The sequence below is a fragment of the Salinivirga sp. genome (assembly GCF_035268865.1).
GTDB lineage: Bacteria > Bacteroidota > Bacteroidia > Bacteroidales > Salinivirgaceae > Salinivirga.
This window is the reverse complement of sequence record NZ_DATFKB010000245.1, coordinates 1-25,024: the sequence shown is the minus strand read 5'-3', so window position 1 is coordinate 25,024 and position 25,024 is coordinate 1. Positions and strand designations below refer to the sequence as shown.

The window sequence follows — 25,024 nt, the reverse complement described above, 5'->3', positions numbered from 1 at the left end:
AGCTTCTGAATTCTTTCAGGAGCTTTTTTTATTTATCGCAACCCCCGGGGGTTGGCGAGTCCCATAGAATAGAAAATTTATAATTTTCGTCATTCTATGAGGATCCACGCGAAGCGGAACCCGCAAAGTCTCAAATCTTTGATTTGATATACTTTGCGTGAGTCCTCGCATTGCTCACGAAATTAAAAATTTCGGCAATGCGGGATTCGAGTCTCGTCCAGACCGCTAAAATGACACTAAAGCTTCTGAATTCTTTCAGGAGCTTTTTTTATTTATCGCAACCCCCGGGGGTTGGGAGCTCCGCAGAATAAGCAATCTGTGATTGCTATATTATGCGTGAGTCCACGCATTGCTAGTGAAATTGAAAATTTCAGCAATGCGGGATTCGAGTCTCGTCCAGACCACCAAATGAAACTAAAACCACTGCTTTTCATTGTTCTTTTTATTTTATCCCATACAGGCCAACATTGATCTTTCACACGGATATGTGTAAAAACCAAATAAGCTTATTTAATAATTTGAGTAAATATTTTTCTGAGGTTAAAATCCTGAAAATGATGAACAGGGCGATAGAAAGGCAAAAAAACATCAAAACATTTTATTGTAAAGTTTGGAGATTAAAAGAAAATAGTATTTCTTTGCACACGCAATTGAGCAATGGTCTGGTAGTTCAATTGGTTAGAATACCGGCCTGTCACGCCGGGGGTTGCGAGTTCGAGTCTCGTCCAGACCGCTTAAATGACACTAAAGCTTCTGAATTCTTTCAGGAGCTTTTTTTATTTATCGCAACCCCCGGGGGGTTGGGAGCTCCGCAGAATAAAAAATCTCTGATTTTTATTATTCTGCGTGAGTCCTCGCATTGCTAGTGAAATTGAAAATTTCAGCAATGCGGGATTCGAGTCTCGTCCAGACCGCTAAAATGACACTAAAGCTTCTGAATTCTTTCAGGAGCTTTTTTTATTTATCGCAACCCTTAAGGAGGTATAGAATCCGCAAAAAAACCATAGTCATCAAGCAGCTTTCAGCAATTATTCACAGATCTGATACAGCATATTTTCCAAAACCTACAATTAAAACACTCAATAAGTATATAATAACCCTCCTATACAGCATGGGCAGTTAAAAATTCTGACAGAATTATGGTATTGATTATAGAACTAAAAGGAAACAAAATTGAAGTTCAAAATCTTCATCTAACAAAATCCATGTTCAAACCACTTAAAAACTCATTAATTTTATGAATTGAATGATCCAATAAGGTACGCTCCGCATGCGTTAGGGTGTTAATATCAAGCATATTATCGGGTGGTTCGTGATTCATAAGGGCATTAGTTTGTATCTGAAGTCTTTTATGCATAAGAAAATTGTATATATAGCTCAATTCTTCTTCCTCAAGGTTATTTTTCAACTTATCTGCAATTGCATGCAATCGGGCAAGTGTATTGGTTGAAGAAAATCCATAATACAGACTATAAATACGTATCCCGCTAACCAACGGAAAAATAATCTTTTTCAAATCGATTGTTTCTGCTTCTATAAAAGGTTTGAAGCGATTGATCGAAGAGGTCATGTGGCGAAAAAACAGTCCGTTTTGAGGGGTAAGTGATTGTAAGTGCTCATGCAATGATTCGATCATTTGTTGGTTTCCATAAACGCTCCTGAAATCGAAAAAAATACTGCTATCAAGTATATTTTGGGGTTCCGGAGATTGTGTCCAATCACTAAAATATTTTTTCCAGGTAGATAAGGACTGGCACCATTTAGGGTTACTTGCCATTATTTCTCCCGGACACCGGTTGTAGCCAATTTGATGCAGGTTATCGTTGACCTTTCGGGCAAAGTGTTGGAAATATGATTTGGCAGCATCACCGTATTCAGAATCTTCAAAAATAATGGCATTGTCCTGATCTGTATAAAGGGTCTCTTCCATGCGTCCCTCACTACCCAGCACCATAAAGGAAAAAGATACGGGTGGTTCGCCCATTTCTTCAATGGCCAGTTCAATGACACGCTCGTGTATGGTGTCTGCCACAACGGAATTCAAATAGGTAATATTCGAAGATTTACTACCCGTTTCGAGCAAAGCATTAATTACGACAGGTATCCGTTTGTGCAATTGGGCTAGCTTGTCGATGGTTTCCGCAGTGTAAATCTCCTTTATCAAGAATCCCAGTGTATTTTGCTGAAAATCGAGTAATTGGTTTTTACTGACAAAACCAACGGCTACTCCAGCATTGTCTCTCACAAGCAAATAAGATATTTTTTGCTGCCAGCATTTAATTACCACTTCAAATAAGGGGGTAGAAGACGGTGTATCTGCAACCGGTGCTGTCATAATAGAAGAAACCGGGCTTTCAAATGGTTTTTGCTCAGCTACAAGCCGGTTTTGAAGATCATTTTGAGTGACTACACCTACAATATTGTATTCAGATGTTACAAAAACAACCTTTTGACCGTAGCGCTTCATTTGTGAAGCAGCTTGCTGCACAGTAGAATTAATGGGTATGGTCAAGTGTGGTCTAACGCTATATGTTATGGGTTGGGTCATTAGTAAAAGCGGCAATTGTAGCTCTCTAGCCAATTCCTTTGATTCCCTGTTAATTTGCTTATCTGGGCTTATATCCTTAACAATGACAATAAAACCTTCTTCTCGGGCATAATCAACTTTTGATATAGACAAAACTACGTCTTTTGGTGCTTTTCCAGGCATCAGTAGATAGGTTTCGATGTTGTATGACTTACCTGGTTGTTGCATGGTATCTTTTACATCATTCCACTTGATCGCAAACAAGTCATCAAACCCAGGAAAAGAACTATCCGTAAACTCTTTGTCCAGCAGTCTGTCCATTTTAAAATTATGGTAAATAACCTTGTCGTTTACCAACATTAAAGTGCCGTCGTTGGATGCTTCCACAAGAGATTTGTATTTTTGCCGTGAGAGTCTCAGATTTTGCTCTGCTGCCCTTCGTTTAAATTCCAATTTAAGACTTTGCCTAATTACGTAAATCCAGGTAATAATGATCAATAAAATAATGCCTGCAGAAATAATCAATAATCTGTTTTTCAAATGAGTTATTTCAGCGCGCACATCTTCAAGGTAAATTCCGGTTCCAATGACCCAGCCCCAAGGCTCAAAACCTTTCACATAAGACAGTTTAGGCACAACACGTGAAGTATCATCTTTCCATTGCCAATAATAGTCGATAAAACCATCGTCATTTTTGCGAACAATTTCTACTGCTCTTACAAAAAGCTTCTTCCCGTGTGAATCTTCATAATCTGAAAGGTCGTGCCCCTCTAATTCGGTTCTGTAAGGATGCATGATCATACGGGGTTGTTGATCGATAATCCAGAAATAATCTTTCCTGGACGGACCATAACGCATTTTTCCAATTTGACTCGCCGCTTTTTTTTGTGCCTCTGATCTTGTAAAAAGGGTGTCTTTATAGTTTTCCTGATGTTCCTTAAGCACACTCCAGGCCGATTGAGTGAGTTCTTTAATGGTTTGTTTCCTGGCATCCATCAGGTTTTTTTCAAATTGTGGAATAATCACAACAAAAAAACTGATGATAAACAACAGAATAGCTAGTATTGCAGGAAGCACAATACTAACAAAAAATTTATACAGACTGTTGTTTGGCATCTTTAATTGATTAATAAGCTAAGATAAAACTATTCTATTCGTCCCGAATGACAAAATATATTTGGTGCTAAATCAAATCCGGATCGCCTCCACAGTATTTTCATTTATGTCATAAACACATAAACCGCCATTGCCCATTGCACGTACAATAGGGGGAACCATAATAACATCTCCTGCTTTGAGCTTATACTTTCGGTTAAAATTCTTCCTGATCACTTTGGAGTCAGAAATAACCATCAAACCAGGATAATGTCTGTGTCCGGAAAAACTATATAATCCACCTTGCTCCGTCATGAAACGCTTGTGCGCATCAAAATCCGGTAGTTCAAAATAAAATCTCTGCTCAGAACCTGTCAAATTAGGAAAAATGAAGTGTGAAAACAATACAGATAAATCTTCATAGGTTTTAACTTTATACTCAGGCAAATTTGAAATAAAGGTTTTCTCTTCATGCGAATACAAGGCACTAAGTTCTTCATGCTCATAAAGCCAAACCTGATCCATTGATTTTATAAGGCGATCCTGAAAATCAAGTTCATACCAATTTGACGGATACTCATAGCTGCTGATTTTAGGCGTATGTCTTGCCGCATGCAAATCATGATTTCCGGCAATAATAACAGTGCAGTTCTCCCTGACCATTTTGAGACACTCGCTGGCATTTCGGCTATCAAAAAAGTCGTGATGCAGGACACTAAAACCAGAAATATCGCCAAGACAAATGATATCATCGCATTTGAGACGCTGAATTTTCTCAAACGCTTTTTTCAGGTTGATAATATCTTCATGTATATCAGCTATTATAGCCAGGCGCATTCATTACTCCTTTTTTTCGGGTGGAAATAATTTCTGAATTATATTACGTTTTTCAATAGGCTTACCTAATAAAATATTCAGGTTGTTTTTTGCTGCAAGATTTCGATCCCACAACTCCAAAGCCTTTTCATAGTGCGATATCGCTTCCCTGTATTTTTCTTTGTGGCGTAAAATTATGCCATAGTTCGTAAGTGCTACAGATAAGCGGCGTTTATTCTCTAATTGTGCCATTTGAATTTCATCAACCCGATTATTCAAATAATCTCTGCGCTTTTCTTCTTTATTTTCTTTCAAACCATTAAAAAAGGATGTTTTAATATGGGTTTTAATGGCACCCTGATCCATTTCTCCGAATTCATCCAGCCATCTTTCATATCTTGAAATCGCCTTTTTCGCTTGCTCCCTGGCTATTTGCAACAAAGAATCTTTTGACAATAAGTTTATACCATCCAAACTTATAGGTTGGCTGTCTGTTTGAATAGCCATAGTTAACCATACCGCTGCGCGGTTATTTTCTAAAACGGCTGTTTCATAGGAATTGCGATAATGTGGATATCTTTTGTATACGTCCTCAACAGAATCAAGCAGATTTAACACCGCTTTATAATCATTTTCTTCAGCATACTGATCGTATTTTTTATAAAGCTTACGGGCTTCAATAACCCGGGGATCTACTTTTTTATTTTGCAAGTCATAATAGAGCCATGCTACACCGAAACCGATTAGAACAAGAGCACTCATCATCAAAATGAGTGCTCTTTTAGTAAGTTTTATCATATAAAATTAACTATGTACTTTTTCAACCAAAAATTTACGAATTTCCAATGGTGTCTTAGCTGTTATTTTTGAAACAATAATATTGGCTAAAATTGATAATGGCGCACCGATCCATGCAAAATACCATGCTTGCAGGTAATAACTGATAAAACCATCGAAAGGCAATTCCACTCCTTGTTTACCTGCTATAAAATAAGTGATTGCGATTAGAGAAACGAGTCCACCTACAATTAACCCAGCAATTGCACCCTCACGGTTCGATCCACTCCACCAAATACCCAATAGGAATAGTGGGAAAATGGTACAACCAGCAAGAGAAAATGCAACGGCCACAAGCTCACCGATTAACCCCAACTCAAGAATAGCAATAAGAACGACAATTATTGCCATCAGGATCGTGCCACCTCTAGCCATTGTGAGCTGCAAACGTGGAGAGGCCTTCGGATTGATTACCCTCACATAAAGATCGTGACTAAATGCCGATGCACCGGCAACCAAAAGCCCGGAAACCGTAGAAAATGCTGCAGATACTCCACCGGCTGCCAGCAATCCTACAATCAGTGGATGCACTTCACCCAATTGAGCCGTATAGACCACAATAGCATCTTTTGCCAGCTTGCCAACCTCCGGATGTGCAGAGAGAATTTTCCCTAACGCCGAATATACAGGAGCACTCCAATAGAGCAAACAAATAAAGAACAAACCCCACACAACAGACCAACGGGCATCACTGGCTTTGGGCACAACGTAAAACCGTTGCAACACGTGCGGAAGACCGGCTGTACCAATCATCAAGGAAAAAGCAATGGCCATCCACTGGAAAAAAGTCTTCCCTGTAGCCGAATCCCATGGCATTGCATACTCTGGTGACGGCACAATAGCATAATCGTGCCCCATAGAATTCATCATTCCGGCAATATCATTTACTGGCACTCCCTGGACAATGTCGGTAACAACTGCACCATAACCTATTTGAGGGACCACCCAGAAATAATCAAATTTAAATGTAAGAATGAACAACGGAATCAAAAACGAAATGATGATGATAACGTACTGTATTTGCATATTTTTGGTTACGCCAAGCATTCCGGAAATTAATGTATAAGCCAACACCACCGAGCCACCAATAACCACAGCCCATTGATAATCGAGTCCCATAATCCATTTAAACATAAGACCAATTCCTACGAATTGTCCTACACAATAAGAAATGGAAATTAAGATCGCAATTATAGCACCTGCTGCCCGGAGGGTTTGGGAGTAATAGCGATCACCAATAAAGTCTGCAGCCGTATATTTTCCGTATTTACGGATCTGACCTGCCATTAGCACCAACAGGAGTACATAGCCACCTGTCCATCCTACCACATAGGCCAATCCATGATACCCTGATCCATACATAAGTGCAGCCATTCCTAGAAATGAAGCAGCACTCATCCAGTTTGAAGCAATGGCCATACCGGAACCCACTTTAGAAATACTTCTTCCGGCAGCATAAAAATCATTTGTATCTTTTGCACGAAAGAATATTCCAATAAGGACAAATAGGCAAAGTATAGCAATAAGTATAACCGAAGGTCCAATTTTAAAACCTCCTTCAAGTTGTGCAGCACCTACAGCAGCTTGAGCCATCGTAGGTAGTGTCAATAATATTAATGGGATAATGATTTTCTTCATAATATTCTTTTTGAGAGGTAACTATTCTGAAATTTTAAGTTTTTTATTGATCTTATCAGTTGTAAAACTATAAAACCAACAAATAACAATAAACAAAATAAGTAGAAATACCGAGGTGTAGAAGTAATGAAAAGGGAAACCAAGAAATTTTGTATCTGTAAGTACAGATTGATTATGTATAGTGTACAGAGGCATAGCCTTTGCTACAATTTTTTTATTTTCATCTGTAAAACTACCTGCCATTTTAGAGTCCAATTCGAGGGGTAAAAAATTAGTTAATAGTTCATTCGATTTTAATCCTAAAGGCACTCTAGCCAACGCAGCAAGATTATTCCTTGCAGTTTGATAATTCTCATCGCTCAAGACCTCCAAATCTTTGGCTGCTTTTTCAAAATCTATAAGAGCCTGACTAATTGCAATTTTTTGAGCTGAATCGGCTAATTTCATTGTGGCCCATGTAATGCCATTATCCAGGGCATTCCGGTGTTCTGGTTTTATAAAAACTTTACCAGTAACCTGTAAAGCACTTTTCGCAAATGTTTGAAGCTCATGTTTATTTGCATTATCAGACTTTACGTTGTCCCAAACCTCATTAAATTCTGTAAGCACAGGCTCAGGTGTTGGTTCTTCTAATGCTCTCAATAAAAATTGAAAGCCAAACACACCTATGGCCCAAATTGCCAATAGCCAAACGACTTTGTTCCTGTTTTTCCGGGCTCGTTCGGTTGTTGGCCTGAAAAAACTAATGTGAAATTGATTGTTTTCATTCATAATGCAGCATTTAGTTGAATTATGCGAATAAATATATGTCATATCATTCACATTTGCATACTATTATATCACCATTCTAACTATTGTGATATTTAGATTTTTATATTCTTTTCACTATTATTAGCATACAGAGGAATGAAATCTTAACCTTTTTGTGATTTTTTTTAAGTGAAAGTAGAGTTCAATTATAACACTTCTCTTTTTCAAAAAAGCATTAAAAACCAGCTTGAAACTGACAATAATTGGAAATCAAGTTACGACTCGGTAATCAATATTTGTTCATAGCAAGATGCTACAAACAGTAAAAGATAAGTATAAACATTACCGGGAAATAATTACACTTTTTAAAGAAGTATAAAAGCGCATAAAAAGAAAGAGAACAAAGATCTGCTTAATTGATTACGAAACTAAATACGATCTAACTATTTTAAAATTTTGAATATTATAGAAAAATACTAAAACCACTCCGACTGTTTCAAAGCGGTAACCTCTATTTCAATTTTCATCTCATCGGTGGCCAGCCCGGCAGAGATCATAGTGGCGGCAGGCTTGATATCTCCAAAATATTTACGCAGCACTGGCCAGCATTTTTCAAATTCAGTTTTATCGGGCAGAATGTAAGTAACCCGAACAATATCTCTTAAACTAAATTCGGCCTGTTTAAGGGTCGATTCGATGTTTTTGAGACATTGCTCTGTTTGCTCCACAATATCGTCTTGTATAGTCATTGTTTCGTAGCTATAGCCGGTTGTACCGGCAAGAAAGGCCCAGTTACCATCTACAATAGCCCTGGAATATCCGACTTGCTTTTCAAATGTGCTGCCTGAACTTATTTGCTTGCGATCCATGGTATTTCTTTTTAATTATTTAACGGTAAAAACTCCGTATTGATTGTTTAAGTTACTAAAAACCACAAATTATACAATAATCCTGGTGCAAAATATATAGCTCATACCATTTGAATAATTCAAATATTTAGATCACATAAAAAAAGCCGCTCCCCATCGGAAACGGCTTTATGGTGTTTATAAAGACTTATTTACTCTTCTTCGAGCAAAATTTTCAGCATTTCTGCAGCAGCTTTTGGAACAGATGTTCCGGGGCCGAAAATTGCTGCTACGCCGGCATTATAGAGGAAGTCATAATCCTGGTGCGGGATTACTCCACCTGCAATAACCATAATGTCCTCACGTCCATTTTTCTTTAGCTCTTCCATTACTGAAGGAATAAGGGTCTTATGACCAGCTGCCAGTGATGATACTCCTAAAATATGCACATCGTTTTCAATGGCATCACGAACAGCTTCTGCCGGAGTCTGAAAAAGTGGGCCAATATCGACATCAAAGCCAATATCAGCATATCCGGTGGCTACAACTTTAGCACCACGATCGTGGCCATCCTGCCCCATTTTCGCAATCATAATACGAGGCTGACGGCCTTCCTGTTCTGCAAATTTACTACACAGCTCTTTGGCTTTGGCAAAGTCACTGCTATTTTTAGATTCTGATGAATACACGCCTGAAATAGATCTGATTACTGCTTTATAACGTCCTACAACTTTTTCGCATGCCTGCGATATCTCGCCTAATGTGGCGCGCTTCTTAGCGGCCTCAACAGAGAGCTCCAGCAGGTTACCTTCTCCGGTTTCAACACATTTGGTAAGTGCATTGAGCGCTTTTTCTACTTCTTCATTATTGCGCTCGGCACGTAGTTTTTCCAATCGCTCAATCTGCGATTTACGCACGGCTGTATTATCCACCTCAAGTATCTCAATTGGGTCTTCTTTATCGAGACGGTATTTATTGGTACCTACAATGGTTTCACGACCGCTGTCGATTCGTGCCTGCTTACGGGCAGCAGCTTCTTCAATACGCATTTTAGGCACACCGGTTTCGATGGCTTTAGACATTCCACCCATACCTTCAATCTCATTTATGTGCTCCCATGCACGGTTATACAAATCACGTGTGAGTGATTCTACATAATAAGAACCGGCCCATGGGTCTACAGCGCGGGTAATTTGAGTTTCATTTTGCAAATAAAGCTGCGTGTTACGAGCAATACGCGCACTAAAATCAGTAGGAAGTGCAATGGCCTCATCCAACGCATTGGTGTGCAGCGATTGGGTGTGACCCAATGTAGCGCCCATAGCTTCTACAGCGGTACGTGCAATATTATTAAACGGATCCTGCTCCTGCAAGCTGTATCCGGAAGTTTGCGAGTGGGTACGTAATGCCATTGATTTGGGGTTTTTCGGATCGAACTGCTTTACCAACTGAGCCCAAATCATACGTGCTGCGCGCATTTTTGCAATCTCCATGAAATGGTTCATACCAATAGCCCAGAAGAACGACAAACGCGGTGCAAACTTATCTACTTCCATTCCGGCGTTGATTCCAGTACGAATATAATCAAGTCCATCTGCCAAAGTGTAAGCCATTTCAATATCAGCAGTGGCGCCAGCCTCCTGCATATGGTATCCGGAAATGGAGATTGAATTAAACTTGGGCATATTCTTCGAGGTAAACTCAAAAATATCAGCGATAATACGCATACTGAATTCCGGTGGATAAATATAGGTATTACGCACCATAAACTCTTTCAGGATATCATTCTGAATGGTACCTGAAAGTTGTTCGAGGCTTGCGCCCTGCTCCAGTCCGGCTACAATATAAAATGCCATAACGGGCAGCACAGCGCCATTCATTGTCATTGAAACAGACATTTTATCCAATGGAATGCCATCGAACAAAATTTTCATGTCGGCAATTGAATCCACAGCCACACCTGCTTTTCCCACATCACCGACCACACGCTCATGATCAGAGTCGTATCCACGGTGAGTGGCCAGGTCAAAGGCAATCGACAACCCTTTTTGTCCGGCAGCCAGATTTCTCCGGTAAAAAGCATTTGATTCTTCTGCTGTGGAAAAACCTGCATATTGCCGGATAGTCCAGGGACGCATGGCGTACATAGCCGAATAAGGTCCTCTTAAGTAGGGAGCCAATCCTGCCGCATAATTAAGGTGCTCCATTCCTTTAAGGTCATCTTTGCTATAGGCACCTTTAACAGGAATTTTTTCTGGTGTATCCCAGTTTGCTTTAATATTATGGGCTTTTTCCCAGGTTTTCCCGGTTGGGTTCTCTGACGTCTTTTTTGTCAGGTCTATATCGTTAAATTTAGGTCTCATAATTTTCTGATTTCAGTTTTTATAATCCGCAATTACAATAGTCCAAGCTGCTTTTGGAAATGCTCAAGTGTTTCCAACACATTTGACTTGATGTGAATGAAATGTTTCACACCAGCCTCTTTGAGTTGCTCAATGCTATCTTTTGGATAGCCTGCTACCACTACGGCAGCCTTTCCATCGAGCATTTTTACAGCTTCGGGCGCAATATTCGGATATTCATCATCTGAACTACAAAGCACCACAATATCGGCATCTTTATCCAGCGCAGCTTTAACGCCTGCTTCTACAGATTCAAATCCATGGTTATCGATGGTTTCAAATCCTCCCATGGCAAAGAAATTCTGAGAAAACTGTGAACGCGCAAGCCGCATTGCAAGGTTTCCGTATGTTAACATGAATACTCTGGGCCGTTTATTATTTTTGGCCCATGTATCTGTACGATAACGCATGCGTTCAAACTCTTGTGGTCCGCGATAAATAACCAACCCTTGTGTTTCGGCATTTTCTGAAGTATAATCTTTTGCTTCGAAAAGCTCGGCAGGCATATTTTCTTTGGTTTCCTCAAAATTGGGAAACTCATTTGTACCGAGGAACTTCTCTTTGCGTAAAGCGATTTGTTTCGCCCTTGTCTTCACGGTATCACTCAAGCGTTTTTGAAAGTCTCCCTTTCTGTAGGAAGTAACAAAACCACCTTCATTTTCTATATTCAGGAATATTTTCCAGGCTTCCTGAATTAATTTATGCGTAAGTGTTTCAATATAGTAAGAGCCACCTGCCGGGTCAACTATATTTTTGAAATATGATTCTTCTTTCAGAATAATTTGCTGGTTGCGGGCGATGCGCTCAGATTGTACCGTGGCTTTTTCATAAAAATTAAACGGATCAACGGTAAGCGACTCCACACCACCCAACGTGGCCGACATAGCTTCTGTAGTAGAACGTAAAGTATTTACGTAAGGATCGTATACAGACATGCTCCAGGTACTGGTTTGTGCATGAATATGCATTTTACAATCTGCTTTATCAATACCATACTTTTGAGTAATCTGGGCCCACATGTAACGAGCAGCCCTAAATTTTGCAATTTCCATAAAGTAATTTGTACCCACTCCAAAATGGAACCGCATATTGGCATTGAGCTCAGCAGCATCTATGCCCTGATCAGTAATTCTGGCAAGGTATTCGCTTCCCATGGCCAATGCAATACCCAGTTCTTCCACAATAGTAACACCAGCATTTTTAAAGTAATTACTGTGTACTGTAATGGGCCTAATTGCCGGGGCATTTTTTGTTTTTTCAATCAACGATTTGGCCTCATCGAATAACTTTTGCTCATCGGCACAAAATTTCCCGTAAAGAGCAAAATGACCTATCGGATCAAAATTCACTGAAGCACGAATATCATTAAGGTCCTTATTATGCTCTTGTGCATATTTAACAAGTAAACTGACAATATTTACGGCATCATGCGGTGCAATAAAGTTAAGCTCAATTGCTTCGATACAAATATCCTGAAGCAAAACCTCGATGTCCTTCATCGAAACATTTTGATCCTCTGCAAATTTAAAGCCCAGTGATTCCACACCTTTATTAAGAACTGTAAGTGCTTCTTTATTGGCCTTGCTGACATCAGAAGCATCGATATCCTGACGAATCAGCCAATCGTTATTCTGAATTTTATTCCCCCTGACAAACGGGAATTCGCCGGGATTACAATCCAAATAGGCCAATTCTTCTAAATCTTCTTCTCTGTAAAATGGTTCGACATCGAACCCTTCCTGAGTGTGCCATACAAGTTTTTTATTGTAATCGGCACCCTTTAGGTCCGCAGCAATTTTTTCCATCCATTTCTCTTTGGAAATTGGCGGAAACTGTTCAGACAACTTTGTTGTTTCGTTGGCTTTTGACATAAGTGGCTGTTTTTAATTAGATTGCAAATGTATAGTGTTTTTGCCACATCTCGAATGCTTTTTATCATGTTTTTCGTCATAAATGACAGATTTTTTTTTCGGCTTTATGGGCATTTTGGGTAAATTCGCATCATACAATTTTAAACTTGTTATCATGAACAAAATCTTCATTTTTATTTTCGCTATTTCAATATTCTTTAATATCAACTCATTAGATGCTCAAATCAGGTCTGTAGAAAAAAAGTGGAAAAATGGCAATGTAGCCATGAAAGGGAACATGAAGAACGGATTTGAAAATGGCAGATGGCAATACTTTGATAAAAAAGGTAACCTTATTCAGGTTACCGAATTCAAAAAAGGTGTTGTGCATGGAGAAGTAATTTATTATTACGATAACGGGCAAATTGAAAACCGCGGCTATTTTAAAAATGGTCTACGTACCGGAAAATATGAAGCGTGGTATAGCAACGGTAAAAAAGAAGAGGTTGGTTACTATAAAAACAATCAAAAAGACAGCCTGTGGATTAACTATTACAAAGATGGCCATAAAAAAAGTGAAATATATTTTAAGGAGGGCGAACCCTACCTTGTAAATTACTGGAATAAATCAGGAGAACAAATAGTAGAAGACGGTAATGGAAAATTTATCACTTACTACAACGAACAACTGCCGGCCGAGAAGGGGATGTACAAAGACAGCCTGCCACACGGCGATTGGACAACCTGGTACAGCAATGGCAACAAAAAAAGTGAAGGACAGTATAAACTGGGCGAACAGGTAGGTGAGTGGATGCAATGGTTTCGCACAGGAGAGAAAATGAGTCGTCATAACTACCAATCGGGTAAGAATGTAGAATGGTATAAAAATGGGCAGAAACGTATGATTGGAATACTTGAAGATGGCCAGAGAGCGGGGAAATGGACCTTTTGGACACCCGATGGCCAATTACTGCGCATGGCCGAATTTAAAAATGACAAATACCATGGAGAGCTAAGGGAATATAACAAAAATGGGGACCTGCAGCGTAAAATGCAGTTTAAAAACGGAAGACCCGATGGAGATGCAGAATGGTATTTTGAAGATGGCTCTGTAGATATGAAAGGCCATTTTAAAGACTCCCTGCAGCATGGCAAATGGACTTTTTACCGCACTGATGGCCAAAAAGGAAACGAAGGTTATTATAAAAAAGGCCACATGGATGGCAACTGGACATGGTGGTACAGCAACGGCGCTGTCTGGAAAACCGGCTTTTATGACATGGGGGTTAAAGACAGCTTATGGCAATACTATTACGAAGATGGAAGCATCTTTAAAAAAGGTATTTTCTCAGATGGAACTGAAAACGGTGTATGGAAAACATGGTACCAAAACGGACAGCTGAAGCATAAAGGCACATTTCTGAATGGACAAATGCATGGATTATGGGAAGGTTGGTACGAAAACGGGCAAAAATCATACGCGGTAAACTACAGTAACAATATTAATGAAGGCAAAGCCATGTACTGGTATGAAAATGGGAATAAGAAACTATTAAAAACATTCAAAGACAGTTCTTTGAACGGACCATTTAAAAGCTGGCAGGAAAATGGAAAACTAACTGTATCGGGGACCTACCTTGATGGTAAAAAAGAAGGCGAATGGTTGTATTATGACCTGCGAAACCCGGAACTTATTATCAGAGAGGAAAACTATGAAAATGGCAGGCCTGACGGGCAATGGACCACACGCTACAAATACGGAACTGTTGAGAGTATTAAAAATTTTAAAAATGGCAAAAAACATGGGACCATCCAATACATGAAACCAGATGGAGAGGTGGTTTATGAAGCTGTTTTTAAAGAAAATAAACTTGTTAAAACAAAAGTGAATAAAAAGTCCCAAAAGAAAGAATAGAAAAACATTTGCACACCATTATTTTGAATAAATTTAAATAAAAGTTTTTCATTGCTGCATATGAAAAAACTAAAACAGCATTTCATACCCGTTATTTATTAGATTTAGATCATAATTTCATATTTCAAAAAAACATTAGCTAACAACAAAAAAAACGCAAAAAAATTGACATTTGCGTTTTTTTTATTTACCTTGACCATGGTGAATATCAAAATATTAACTAAATGTTAAGTTAAACGGGGTCAATAGTCAGAATCTAAATAATAACAGCTAATTCTAACCATCACTAATTAAATTTATTCACTATGAGAAACAGATTTTTATCATTATTAATGGTATTCTGTGTATTTTCTTTTACAGTCGATGCACAGCAATACGGAAAAATTGTGAACCATCTCGACAAAAAAGAGGTGGTACAAGGAGAGAAACAGGATTTAAACAAAAACTTTTTTGTTCCCTTTAAATCCAATGTAAACATTCCCTCAAAAGTTGACTATTTAACAGAAACTTTTGATACTGAAATACCAGCAACCTGGACGATCAACAATACTGGTTCAGGAACTTTCCCAGGTTGGTATTGGGCAGAAACTGACAGCCATTTCCCATTTACAGGGCTTGCAGTGGTTGACAGTGATGCAAACGGATCCGGTAATCCAACATCAGGAGAGTTAATTTCGCCTGTTTTCGACTGTTCAAGCGCAGCCGGAATTAAACTCGAATTTGATGCACGGTATAATGACATTACAACAGACGGAGGTGATTATTTCGCTGTTGAGGTATTTGACGGAACCGATTGGCAAAATGTATTAACATGGGATGAAGATCATGGAACTGCAGCTGAAGCTGAAAGCATTTCAATTGACATAACTAGCTACATAAACGCTAATTGTCAGGTAAAATTTGTATATGACGATGCTGATGCATGGGCATGGTACGTAGGAATTGATAACATACATATATTTGAACCAGATCCATATAACCTGAGTGCACTGGATTTATTAGGATCACCATTTGCTACTGTGGGCGAAGAAAAAACCTTTGACATCATTCTGGAAAACATTGGTACAGAGATTGTCCCGGGAGCAGATTATACATTCAATTTAATTGATACAGCCGGAGGTACAGTATTAAGCTCAGTTAGCGGAGTTGATATAGACCCTGACGTAATTGATACCGTTTCACTCTCATTTACACCTGCAGCACCAGATACCATAGTAGTTAAAGGTGTTATAGACTATGGTGACGACATGAACATGTCTGATAATGAGACAGAAACCATGGAATTAATAATCCAGTCAAGTGACGTTTATACTGCCCAGGTAGGAATGGATGAAACCTTCCCACCCAGCAGAATTCCATTTGATTTCTTTTATAAAAACAGTGCTTCACAAACCATTTACACACCAGAACAGTTGGGAATAAGCGGTGGTATACTCGAAACAATCGCTTACGAAAATAATTTCTCAACTAACCTTTCAGAAGGAAGGCCAGTAAAAATCTGGATTGGCGAAACCGACCAAACTACAATGGATGGAGGATGGATCGACCCTGCATCATTGGTTCTTGTTTATGATGACACAGTAAGTTTCCCCGCAGGAAGGAACATTATTCCTATTCCACTGTCAACCCCGTATATCTACGGTGGCGGAAATTTGGTGATTTACACATACAGGGTTTATGAAGACGAATACCACTCTTCAAGCGATGAGTTTTATGGAACTGAAATTCCTCAATCCAATTGCACCATGGAATACAACTCCGACACTGAATTTTCAGATGACCTTTCAGGAGTTGATGGCGATGTAATAAGTTGGGTACCTAATACAACATTATTCTTTTCTACAGCCGGTCTGGGTGGTCTTACAGGAACAGTTACAAGTTCAGGTACTCCGGTTGAGGGAGTGAATGTACAAATTGTAGGATCCTACTCTTCCACTGTTACAGATGCGGCAGGTGAATATCTTTTCCCATACCTGATACCCGACACATATGATGTGGAATTCAGTAAATTTGGCTATGAAACAAACGTTCTATCTGACGTTACAGTTCTAGAAGAAGATACTGTTGTAGCTGATGCCACAATTACCCCTATTTCTACTTATTCAGTAAGCGGAACCATTACCTCAAGTGATTTGGGTACAGGTATTGAGGGTGCTGCTGTTTCATTAGACGGATATGATACATATCTGGATTCTACTGATGCAAGCGGTGCATTTACAATAACTGATGTTTATGGTGGAACACGGGACTACCTTATGACCGTTTCATATCCGGGTTATACAACCTATCAGGATACAATTACCGTAGTAGACGGAGACCTGACTGGTGTTGATGTAGTGCTTGAAGAAATTCCATATCCGGCTATTGGGGTCAATGCCTTTATAAACCCATCAGATGAAGCAGTGGTTACATGGTTAGAACCAGGCACACTGATCCCGGCCGAATTCCGTTACGACAATGGCGTACAAACCGGTCAGCTAGGTAATTCAAGTGGTACTGATAATACAGTACTGGGTTCAGTACACAGGGTAAGCGCCCAACTCCACGAAGTAAGCTGGTTTACTACTGATGAAGGCGGCCCACACACTACCGTTAATGTTTTCATATTTGACCTTGATGAAAGCGGTGAACCAACCAACAATGTACTTTATTCAGCTATGGCTGTTCCTAATACAGATATGGACTGGACTGTACACACACTGGCAGATCCGATTGATGCTCCCAATGGTTTTATGATTGCAATAAGCTATGCAGGTTTTGCAGGCCTGGGAACAACCGACCCTGATGATGATTATCCGTTTACAGACAATACTCATTATTATAGTACAGACTATACGACAGGAGATTTTAGTACCGTTGAAAGCCTTGGAGATCCATCACTAGAAAAGCCATTTATGATTAGGGCTTATGGATATGATATGGGTAAAACCAATTACGCTCCTGGTATAGCAAATAATAACAGTGGTGAAATAACCCATGATCTAAAAATGATTACCAATAAACCGGTAGTTACAGAAGGTCCTGACTTTAATGAAATTACAAATAGCAAAGAACTCATTGACTATACGGTATACAGATTACTAGAAGGACAGGACATGGTTGATTGGGTTGAAATAGGAACCAATGTAACAGATACATCATTTACTGATACAGACTGGGCAACACAAACTTACGGACTCTATCAGTACGCAGTAGTGGCCAACTACACCAATGGTGTTTATTCAGATCCTACACTTTCTAATGTACTACCGAAAGATATGACTGTAGATTACACAGTTAATATCACTACCAACACCTCTGAAGATGCAACGGGAGCTATAGTTACACTTACCAATCAGGATGCAGATCCAACACATGTTTACACACTCACTGCTGATGCATCGGGTGTGGTATTTGACTCTGTTTGGAGAGGCATATATGATATTGTTGTAGAAAAACCTGGCTTTGAGGTTTATTCTGAGGCTTCAATCGCCATAGAAGAGGGCGGCCTTATAAAGGATATTGAATTGATTGAAATCATTGAAGAACCTTACGGATTAAATGTTGAACAGGATGGAAATGTTGCCAACTTCTCATGGAACGGAAGTTTTTCAGGTTCAGTGCTTGTGGTTGATCACGATGCCAGTAATGGCGTTGATTTCACAGATGACTGGGGTTATATACAGCCTGTGTTAGATGCAAATGAGGTTGACTACACCTATTACGAAGCCGATGCAACAACTTATGATGGACCGGACCTTGCTACTATGCAGGAGTATGATGCTATAATATGGTTTACTGGTGAAGGTTGGCAAAACGGACAAACCGTTAACAGCACAGACGAGACTAATTTAGCCAGTTACCTCGACGGTGGCGGTAAATTATTCCTTTCATCACAGGATTATATTTGGGATATGTACTCTCAGGCTGATACGTATACATTCAGCGCCGGCCAGTTCCCATATGACTACCTTGGTGTGGTTTCTGTAGCGCAAGACATGTGGTGGCAAAGTGGCGGTGAATCACTTGACCATGTAGGTGCTGCAGGTTCAGCAGCAGAAGGATTCTCATTTACTTGCGATGATATTTATACCACTGCAAAAGAAGGCCTTAGTTGTGATCAAATTACAGACCACAACGCAGTGGACATGCTCACAATCACAACCGCTCCTGAAGGCTTAGCTGCTATTCAGAATGGCAATACAGTATTCTGGCCAGGATCATTTGCTTCAGTTACCGATGAACAAGTTAGAGGTGACCTGCTGATGGCCATATTAGATTACCTGGCTACATCGAAAAAGGCAGATGAAGGCAAAGCACTGCAAAGCTACAGCGTCTACCTTGATGACATGACAACTCCGGTAGCTACAGGTATTACTGACAGTACTTATCAATTCACTGATTTATCACTGGGCACATACACAGCCGGTGTAAAAAGCGTTTATGAATCAGGTGAAAGTCCGGTTATAAGCATTGATTTTGAGGTAATGGGCGAAGTAACATTTGTTGTTCAGGACGAAGATGGCAACACAATGGAAGGCGCCATGGTTACTATGGAAGGAAATGACCATATGACTGATGTGAATGGTGAGGTATCAATGATGATGACTGCCGGGGAGCACAGCTATACAGTTTCAATGCTAGGTTATGATGACGTTAGCGGAACAATTATGGTAGATGCAATGTCTATGACAGAAACCATCACAATGGTGGCTACTGAATACACAGTTACTTTCGAGGCTATGTATGACGGTACTACAGCACTTGAAGGCGTTGAAATTGACATTGACAGTGAGTATATGCTTACTACCGATGCAAGCGGTATTGCTACCGTTGCCCTTATAAATGGAACTTATAGCTATACAGCTACTTTGACCGATTATTATGACTTCACAGGTTCATTTGATATTGCAAATGCAGATATGACAATTACAATGAACATGACGCCTGTGGGCATTAATGATGTAAATGAATCTTCACTTAGTATTTACCCAAATCCATCAAGTGGGGTTATCAATATCAGTTCAGAAGGACAATTTGATATTGCAATACTTAACAGCGTTGGTCAGGTAGTATACAGTAATGAATTTACAGACAAGACAGAAATTGATCTTGGAAATAGTGCTGCAGGTGTATATTTCATCAGAATAGCTTCAGATGAAAAAGTCATTACCAAACCGATAATTATTGAATAAATAAAACATGCTACAAAAAAACCGCCGGAAAGCCGGCGGTTTTTTTATGCTTAATTTTTCTAATATCAACCCGTTTGAACCTCTCCGGTATCGTAATTATATTCTGACCCCCGGGCTGAATGCGGAATACTATAAACGGCCAACAATACTATTGCAGCCACAATAACGGCCCACTTCCGCGGTTTTTTATAGTTTAGCAGCACAGCACCAATCCATGCCAACACTGTGATGAGCAACTTATTATCAGTTAAATCCTGCCCAACAGGCCAGCCTGTCCAGGCATCGCCAAAAGCATAATACTGAACAATGGGTCCAAGAATAAGTCCCCCAAGAACCAGTAATCCGAGGGTAATAAACGCAATACGCCTGAAATTTCCTATTTTAAATATGGCCATTAATGCAGCTGCTGTACTAAATAGCATGGCCAAAAACATGGCTATAACGTGCGGCACCAAAATGTATTTGGGAACATCACCTTTGAACCTTACGACTGCAGTATTCTGCATGTTTTGGTATAAAACCTTATCATCCTCATTTTTGAGTACTGCATAGTATTCCAGTTTGGCCGCAGCCGGCTCCACAGGAAGCTGCACCTGCCAGTTTTCAGCTGATAATTGCATCTTTAATGTATCAAAATCAAAGTTGCCGGGATATTTTCGGTAAACTATTTCGGCCTTATCAAAAAGATCACTCTTTGGAATTTCTACAGTGCAACCGTCGCCAATTGAAGCACTCCTTGTGAGTTTAAAATCAAAATCTTTTCCGGCCAACTCAGCATCAAGTTTCAATGGATATGTGGGACCTGTTGCACGCTGGTAAATGGCTGCTGATAATGTAATAGCCAGGGCAACCACCCATATTATTACTATTTTCATTTTTAACGAATTTTAATAGTCAATTAGAACTGTACATCAAGTTCGATAATTTCTTTACCACGCCGCACCTTAATTTTAACCTTCTGCCCTTTCTTCAGCTCACCAAGTTGGTGCATATAATCGTAAATGTTTTTTATCTGGGTTTCATCAATTTCAATAATTGTGTCGCCTTTCTTTACACCGGCTTTATCAGCAGGACCGCCTGCACTAACGCCATCTACACCCATTCCATTTTTGGTGGTACCGGTTATATCAGGCATGATACCCATCTTCACTTTCATAGACTGACCGTACTTACCGCGTTGCTTTACCTTCGCTTTTTCGAAATTCAGATCATAGTTTGGATTTGTGAGGCTGTCAAGAAGGTTTACAGATAAATCTGCAACCCACTCCATACCCTGGAAATTTATTTTATCCACATCATCATCCGGTGTATGATAATCGTCGTGCAAACCTGAATTAAAGAAAAGCACCGGGATATCCTCAGCGTAAAAAGAGGCCTGATCGGAACCACTGTAGCCTCCGCCCCCAAGTTCAAGTTTTAATGGTTTTCTGTCCCAATGGCTGAGTAATGATTCAAATTCACGGGCCGTTTTTACACCACTGATACTCAAAGCTGAGTCTTTAACCCGGCCTACCATATCAAAATTAATCATAGCCTTAATTTTGTCTTTAGGAAATGGCAGATTGTCTACAAAATATTTTGATCCGATAAGTCCCATCTCTTCAGCACCGAACAACACAAATGCCATGTTACTTTTCGGCGAATGATCTTTATAATACTCTGCCAGCATCATTACCATGGCTACTCCGGAGGCATTGTCGTCGGCCCCATTATGCACCTCATGCTCTTCAGGTGCGCGCGAACCGGAACCTCGGCCCCCATAACCAAGATGGTCATAGTGCGCACCAACAACAACCCATTCATTGGATTCGGTTCCCTCTACGTAGGCTGCAAGGTTTGCTGTTTTAGTCTTCTCCCGGTCAAACTTAACATGTACGCTGGCAGTGAGTTCACCAATTTGCTTATTTATTTTCTGCACATCTTTCTTGCGCAACTGCCGTAAACTAAGGTTCGAATGCCCAACAATTTCCTGCAAATATGTACGTGAAAGTTGTATTACAGGCAAATCAACCGCAACAATCGACCTGGAGTAGTTGAATGGATAGTATTCGCCATCCTTGGTAAGATCGTGCCTTGCAGCAATTAGCAAGCCTATTGCTCCCTTTTTTCGTGCTGCTATAACATCGCCAATCAGGGCTCTCAAAGGCGGGGTTTTATTGGGTTCATTATCGATGTAAATCAGAGCCCATTTTCCATCAATTTTCACATCAGTATCTTTTACTTTGCTTCCCACATAAACGACTTCTCCATTAACAGAAGTTTCTGCACTAAATACAAAGGGTTTAAAGTCCTCATTCAATACAGCTTTCTCTTCTTCTAAAGTTAAAGTTGTCTGAAGATTTATGTCAACATCGGTTTCTATTTCAAATTTTTGCTGGTATCCGAACGAGAATTTTCCCATCCAGTCCCGGTAGAACAATTCGTCCAGATAATCACGTGCCAACTCACCCCCTTTTGTACCGGGGTAGCGACCTTCGAGTTTATCATCGGCCAAATATTTAAGCACTTTCTCACCTGTTTCAATATTTTGAGCTACTGTCCATGCTGGTATAAGCAGAAGTAAGATTAAAATTATAGTTGAATATCGCATAATATTAAATTTAAATAACTGTTTTGATTCTATTATTTTGCAGGTAATTCTTTATAATCACGAACGATGTAAACATCGTAATCGCCCAAACGTTTGAATCCTGCTTTTTTATACAAATGAACAGCCCCTGTGTTGGACTGATGGACCTCAAGTTTTAATTGCAGACCCTGTTTTTCGGACCACTGAATGCAGTGCTCCAGAAGTTTATATCCAAGTTGCTGATTCTGGTATTCAGCATCGATCCCCATGTGATGCAAATACAACCTGCGATGGTCACTGGTTATCCATGCTGTACCAATTAATCTGTTGCCCACGCGCATAACAAAAAACGCACCTCCATGATTTAGTGTGCGTTCTATAACCTGCTCATCATCGCCACGTTCAGCTCCTCCCAGTCCAAGTTTATTCCAAAATTTGCTTATCTCATTAAAATCGCCGGGCTGATAACTCAAAATCTCTGTACTAAGCATCACTCCTCCATATCTTCGGGTTCTACATATAATTGTGAAGATGAAGTTCTTACAACTATAATTTTTGTACCGGCCTCTATGAAGCCCGTTTCAGCGCGCGCATCAAAATGCTCCTCATCAATCTCAACGGTTCCTGAGGGCCTCAGCATTGTGGAAGCGACACCTTTTTTTCCAGTCATAGAGCGAAAGCTCGCTTCTACATTTGAAAAACCCTCTTCTGTTGGTTGCACATCATTTAAAGCTAGACCAGGAACAAATGAATTGTCGAATAATTTCTTACTCCCCCAAATACCGCCAAGAAATGCCAAAAAGGAGGAAATTACTACCACAGCCAAAGACTGCATAACAGTGTCAACATAATTCGGATTCATTTGAAATTCAAGGTTATCAATCATAGCTAGTGTAAGGCCTGTAATTACCATCACAATTCCACTAATACCTGCTACTCCGAAACCGGGTATTACAAATATTTCTACCATAATAAGCACCACTCCTCCTATAAAAATCAGTACTTCCCAATTTTCGGCAATTCCTTCGAGGTAAAGCGGGGCGAAATACAATAAAGTAGCCAATGCAGCGGCAGCTAATGGAAAACCGATACCGGGTGACTGAATTTCAAAATAGAGTCCGCCAATTATGATCATTATGAGAATACCATGCACAAATGGGTTAATGAGAAAGTTTATAATTTTATCTGTAGCCGATAGCTTTTGTTTTATAATTCGGTAATTGTTTACATTTCCTTTATCGAGCACCTCAGGAATGTTTTCGGCTTCAGCCTCGGCAAACCCATACTTAATAGCCTCACTCGTAGTAAACGAAATCACCTTGCCACTATCGATTACGCCATCCACTTCGAGTCTTGGATCAACCATGGCTTCAGCAATAGCCGGATCGCGGTGCCACTTGATTAAAGTGTCGCCCGCTGCGGTTATGGTAGTATCTTTACCATGCGATTCAGCAGTGGACCGCATCATACTTCTCATAAAAGACTGATATTTATCCGGAACCGGCTTCCCCGATTGATCGACTACGGTTGCAGCCCCAATATTTCCACCCGGACGCATGTAAACACTGTCGCATGCAATAGAAATTAAAGCTCCTGCCGAAGCGGCATTATTATCGATAAAAACCCATACCGGAATGTCTGAATTCAGAATTTTAGTACGTATGGAGTCTGCAGCATTCACCATCCCTCCATAAGTATTCATATGAATCAGCACAAGATCTGCATTTTTTTTATTGGCTGCAGTAAAGGCTTTTTGTGTATTGCGCCATGCTTCAGGACCTATCTCCTGCTTTATGTCGTACACATAAACAATTGTGGAATCCTGTGCATTGGCCATAATGGCAGAAATCAATAAAACGGATAAAAGCAATATTCGAATTTGTTTCATAATTATGTGTTAAAAAAGGACTTCGTAAGATACAAAAATAACCAGTAAAACAGATATACTGTTTAGACAGGAACACTTTTAAGATAATCGAGGAAAATATCCATAGCTTTTCGCTTATCACTGTCGAGTTTATAATCGATACGGTTGGTTAAATATGTATCGAGATCAATTCCTGCAGGCACCAGGTGCTGATATTCATTGGCTATTTGATTTATGCGGTCGATACCTTGCTCGAGGGCATGGTTAAATAAATTTTCCAGGTCCCGGGACAACGGGGTTTTACTGACCCATACTGCAAACACAAAAGGTAACCCGGTATGTTGCCACCAGACCTCTGAAAGGTCATATTTATAAGGGAACTGTTTGTCAAGCTCAAAGGTACGATCACCTATAACCACTCCACCACGGGTTCCTTCAATGTCTCGAAGCTCAAACCCGTGTGATCCATTTAAGAATTCTGGTGCTATATGCCAGTAATTTTCTGTAAGATACTTTATTAACTTAACCGAAGTACCACTCTGATAATCAAGCACAATGGAAGTCATCTCTTCCACTGGCACTTCTCCATAGAGCTTAACAGTGTCGACCCTGCCTTTTGCTCCAATACAATAATTCCCAATGATATGGTAATCATCCATTTGAGATAAAACTCCTACTGGTATTAAGCCAATATCAGCTTCATCATTCAGTACCTTTTTGGCACAGGTAGCCGGAT

Annotated in this window: 15 protein-coding genes and 1 tRNA gene; 3 read left to right on the top strand and 13 right to left on the bottom strand. The window is 39.8% G+C overall.

The genetic code is table 11. From position 1 onward, the window contains the following. Positions 1–659: 659 nt before the first annotated feature. Positions 660–733 (top strand) — tRNA-Asp (locus VJ937_RS14815). Between the two features lie 456 nt (positions 734–1,189). Here VJ937_RS14815 and VJ937_RS14810 read toward each other — a convergent pair. The 8 genes from VJ937_RS14810 to VJ937_RS14775 form a co-directional block, all read right to left on the bottom strand. Further along, on the bottom strand, positions 1,190–3,643 hold the full coding sequence (locus tag VJ937_RS14810; protein ID WP_324068394.1) for a DUF294 nucleotidyltransferase-like domain-containing protein: 2,454 nt from the start codon (positions 3,641–3,643) through the stop codon (positions 1,190–1,192). A gap of 72 nt (positions 3,644–3,715) precedes the next feature. Further along, a complete protein-coding gene (locus tag VJ937_RS14805) occupies positions 3,716–4,459 on the bottom strand; it encodes a metallophosphoesterase (RefSeq protein WP_324068393.1) in 744 nt (247 codons plus the stop codon). Positions 4,460–4,462: 3 nt separating this feature from the next. Further along, a complete protein-coding gene (locus tag VJ937_RS14800) occupies positions 4,463–5,236 on the bottom strand; it encodes a tetratricopeptide repeat protein (RefSeq protein ID WP_324068392.1) in 774 nt (257 codons plus the stop codon). 6 nt (positions 5,237–5,242) lie between these two features. Beyond that, complete coding sequence (locus VJ937_RS14795; protein WP_324068391.1) at positions 5,243–6,913, bottom strand: VC_2705 family sodium/solute symporter; 1,671 nt, start codon at positions 6,911–6,913, stop codon at positions 5,243–5,245. Positions 6,914–6,934: 21 nt separating this feature from the next. After that, positions 6,935–7,684, bottom strand: a complete 750-nt coding sequence (locus VJ937_RS14790) for a sodium/substrate symporter small subunit (RefSeq protein WP_324068390.1) — start codon at positions 7,682–7,684, stop codon at positions 6,935–6,937. A 455-nt stretch (positions 7,685–8,139) separates the two neighbouring features. Continuing rightward, positions 8,140–8,532, bottom strand: a complete 393-nt coding sequence (locus VJ937_RS14785; protein ID WP_324068389.1) for a RidA family protein — start codon at positions 8,530–8,532, stop codon at positions 8,140–8,142. A gap of 191 nt (positions 8,533–8,723) precedes the next feature. Next, positions 8,724–10,874: a methylmalonyl-CoA mutase gene (scpA, locus tag VJ937_RS14780; RefSeq protein WP_324068387.1), complete on the bottom strand. Its 2,151-nt coding sequence runs from the start codon at positions 10,872–10,874 to the stop codon at positions 8,724–8,726. Positions 10,875–10,906: 32 nt separating this feature from the next. Next, a complete protein-coding gene (locus tag VJ937_RS14775) occupies positions 10,907–12,784 on the bottom strand; it encodes a methylmalonyl-CoA mutase family protein (RefSeq protein WP_324068385.1) in 1,878 nt (625 codons plus the stop codon). Between the two features lie 154 nt (positions 12,785–12,938). Here VJ937_RS14775 and VJ937_RS14770 point away from each other — a divergent pair, with 154 nt between their 5' ends. Both VJ937_RS14770 and VJ937_RS14765 read left to right on the top strand, forming a co-directional pair. Further along, positions 12,939–14,678 (top strand): hypothetical protein, encoded by a 1,740-nt coding sequence (locus VJ937_RS14770; protein ID WP_324068383.1) that lies wholly within the window; start codon positions 12,939–12,941, stop codon positions 14,676–14,678. Between the two features lie 305 nt (positions 14,679–14,983). Continuing rightward, positions 14,984–19,852 carry a carboxypeptidase regulatory-like domain-containing protein gene (locus VJ937_RS14765; protein ID WP_324068381.1) on the top strand — a complete coding sequence of 1,623 codons (4,869 nt, stop codon included), beginning with the start codon at positions 14,984–14,986 and terminating at the stop codon, positions 19,850–19,852. Positions 19,853–19,917: 65 nt separating this feature from the next. Here the strand turns inward: VJ937_RS14765 and VJ937_RS14760 are convergent, their stop codons facing one another. The 5 genes from VJ937_RS14760 to VJ937_RS14740 all read right to left on the bottom strand — a co-directional run. Beyond that, positions 19,918–20,727: a hypothetical protein gene (locus tag VJ937_RS14760; protein ID WP_324068379.1), complete on the bottom strand. Its 810-nt coding sequence runs from the start codon at positions 20,725–20,727 to the stop codon at positions 19,918–19,920. Positions 20,728–20,750: 23 nt separating this feature from the next. Beyond that, positions 20,751–22,442 (bottom strand): M20/M25/M40 family metallo-hydrolase, encoded by a 1,692-nt coding sequence (locus VJ937_RS14755; RefSeq protein WP_324068377.1) that lies wholly within the window; start codon positions 22,440–22,442, stop codon positions 20,751–20,753. Between the two features lie 32 nt (positions 22,443–22,474). Beyond that, positions 22,475–22,912, bottom strand: a complete 438-nt coding sequence (locus VJ937_RS14750; RefSeq protein WP_324068396.1) for a GNAT family N-acetyltransferase — start codon at positions 22,910–22,912, stop codon at positions 22,475–22,477. Then, positions 22,912–24,309, bottom strand: a complete 1,398-nt coding sequence (locus VJ937_RS14745; RefSeq protein ID WP_324068375.1) for an NfeD family protein — start codon at positions 24,307–24,309, stop codon at positions 22,912–22,914. The genes VJ937_RS14750 and VJ937_RS14745 overlap by 1 nt, the downstream gene beginning before the upstream one ends. Positions 24,310–24,371: 62 nt before the next feature. Further along, a partial coding sequence (locus VJ937_RS14740) for a menaquinone biosynthesis protein (RefSeq protein ID WP_324068373.1) occupies positions 24,372–25,024 on the bottom strand: 653 nt, incomplete at its 5' end.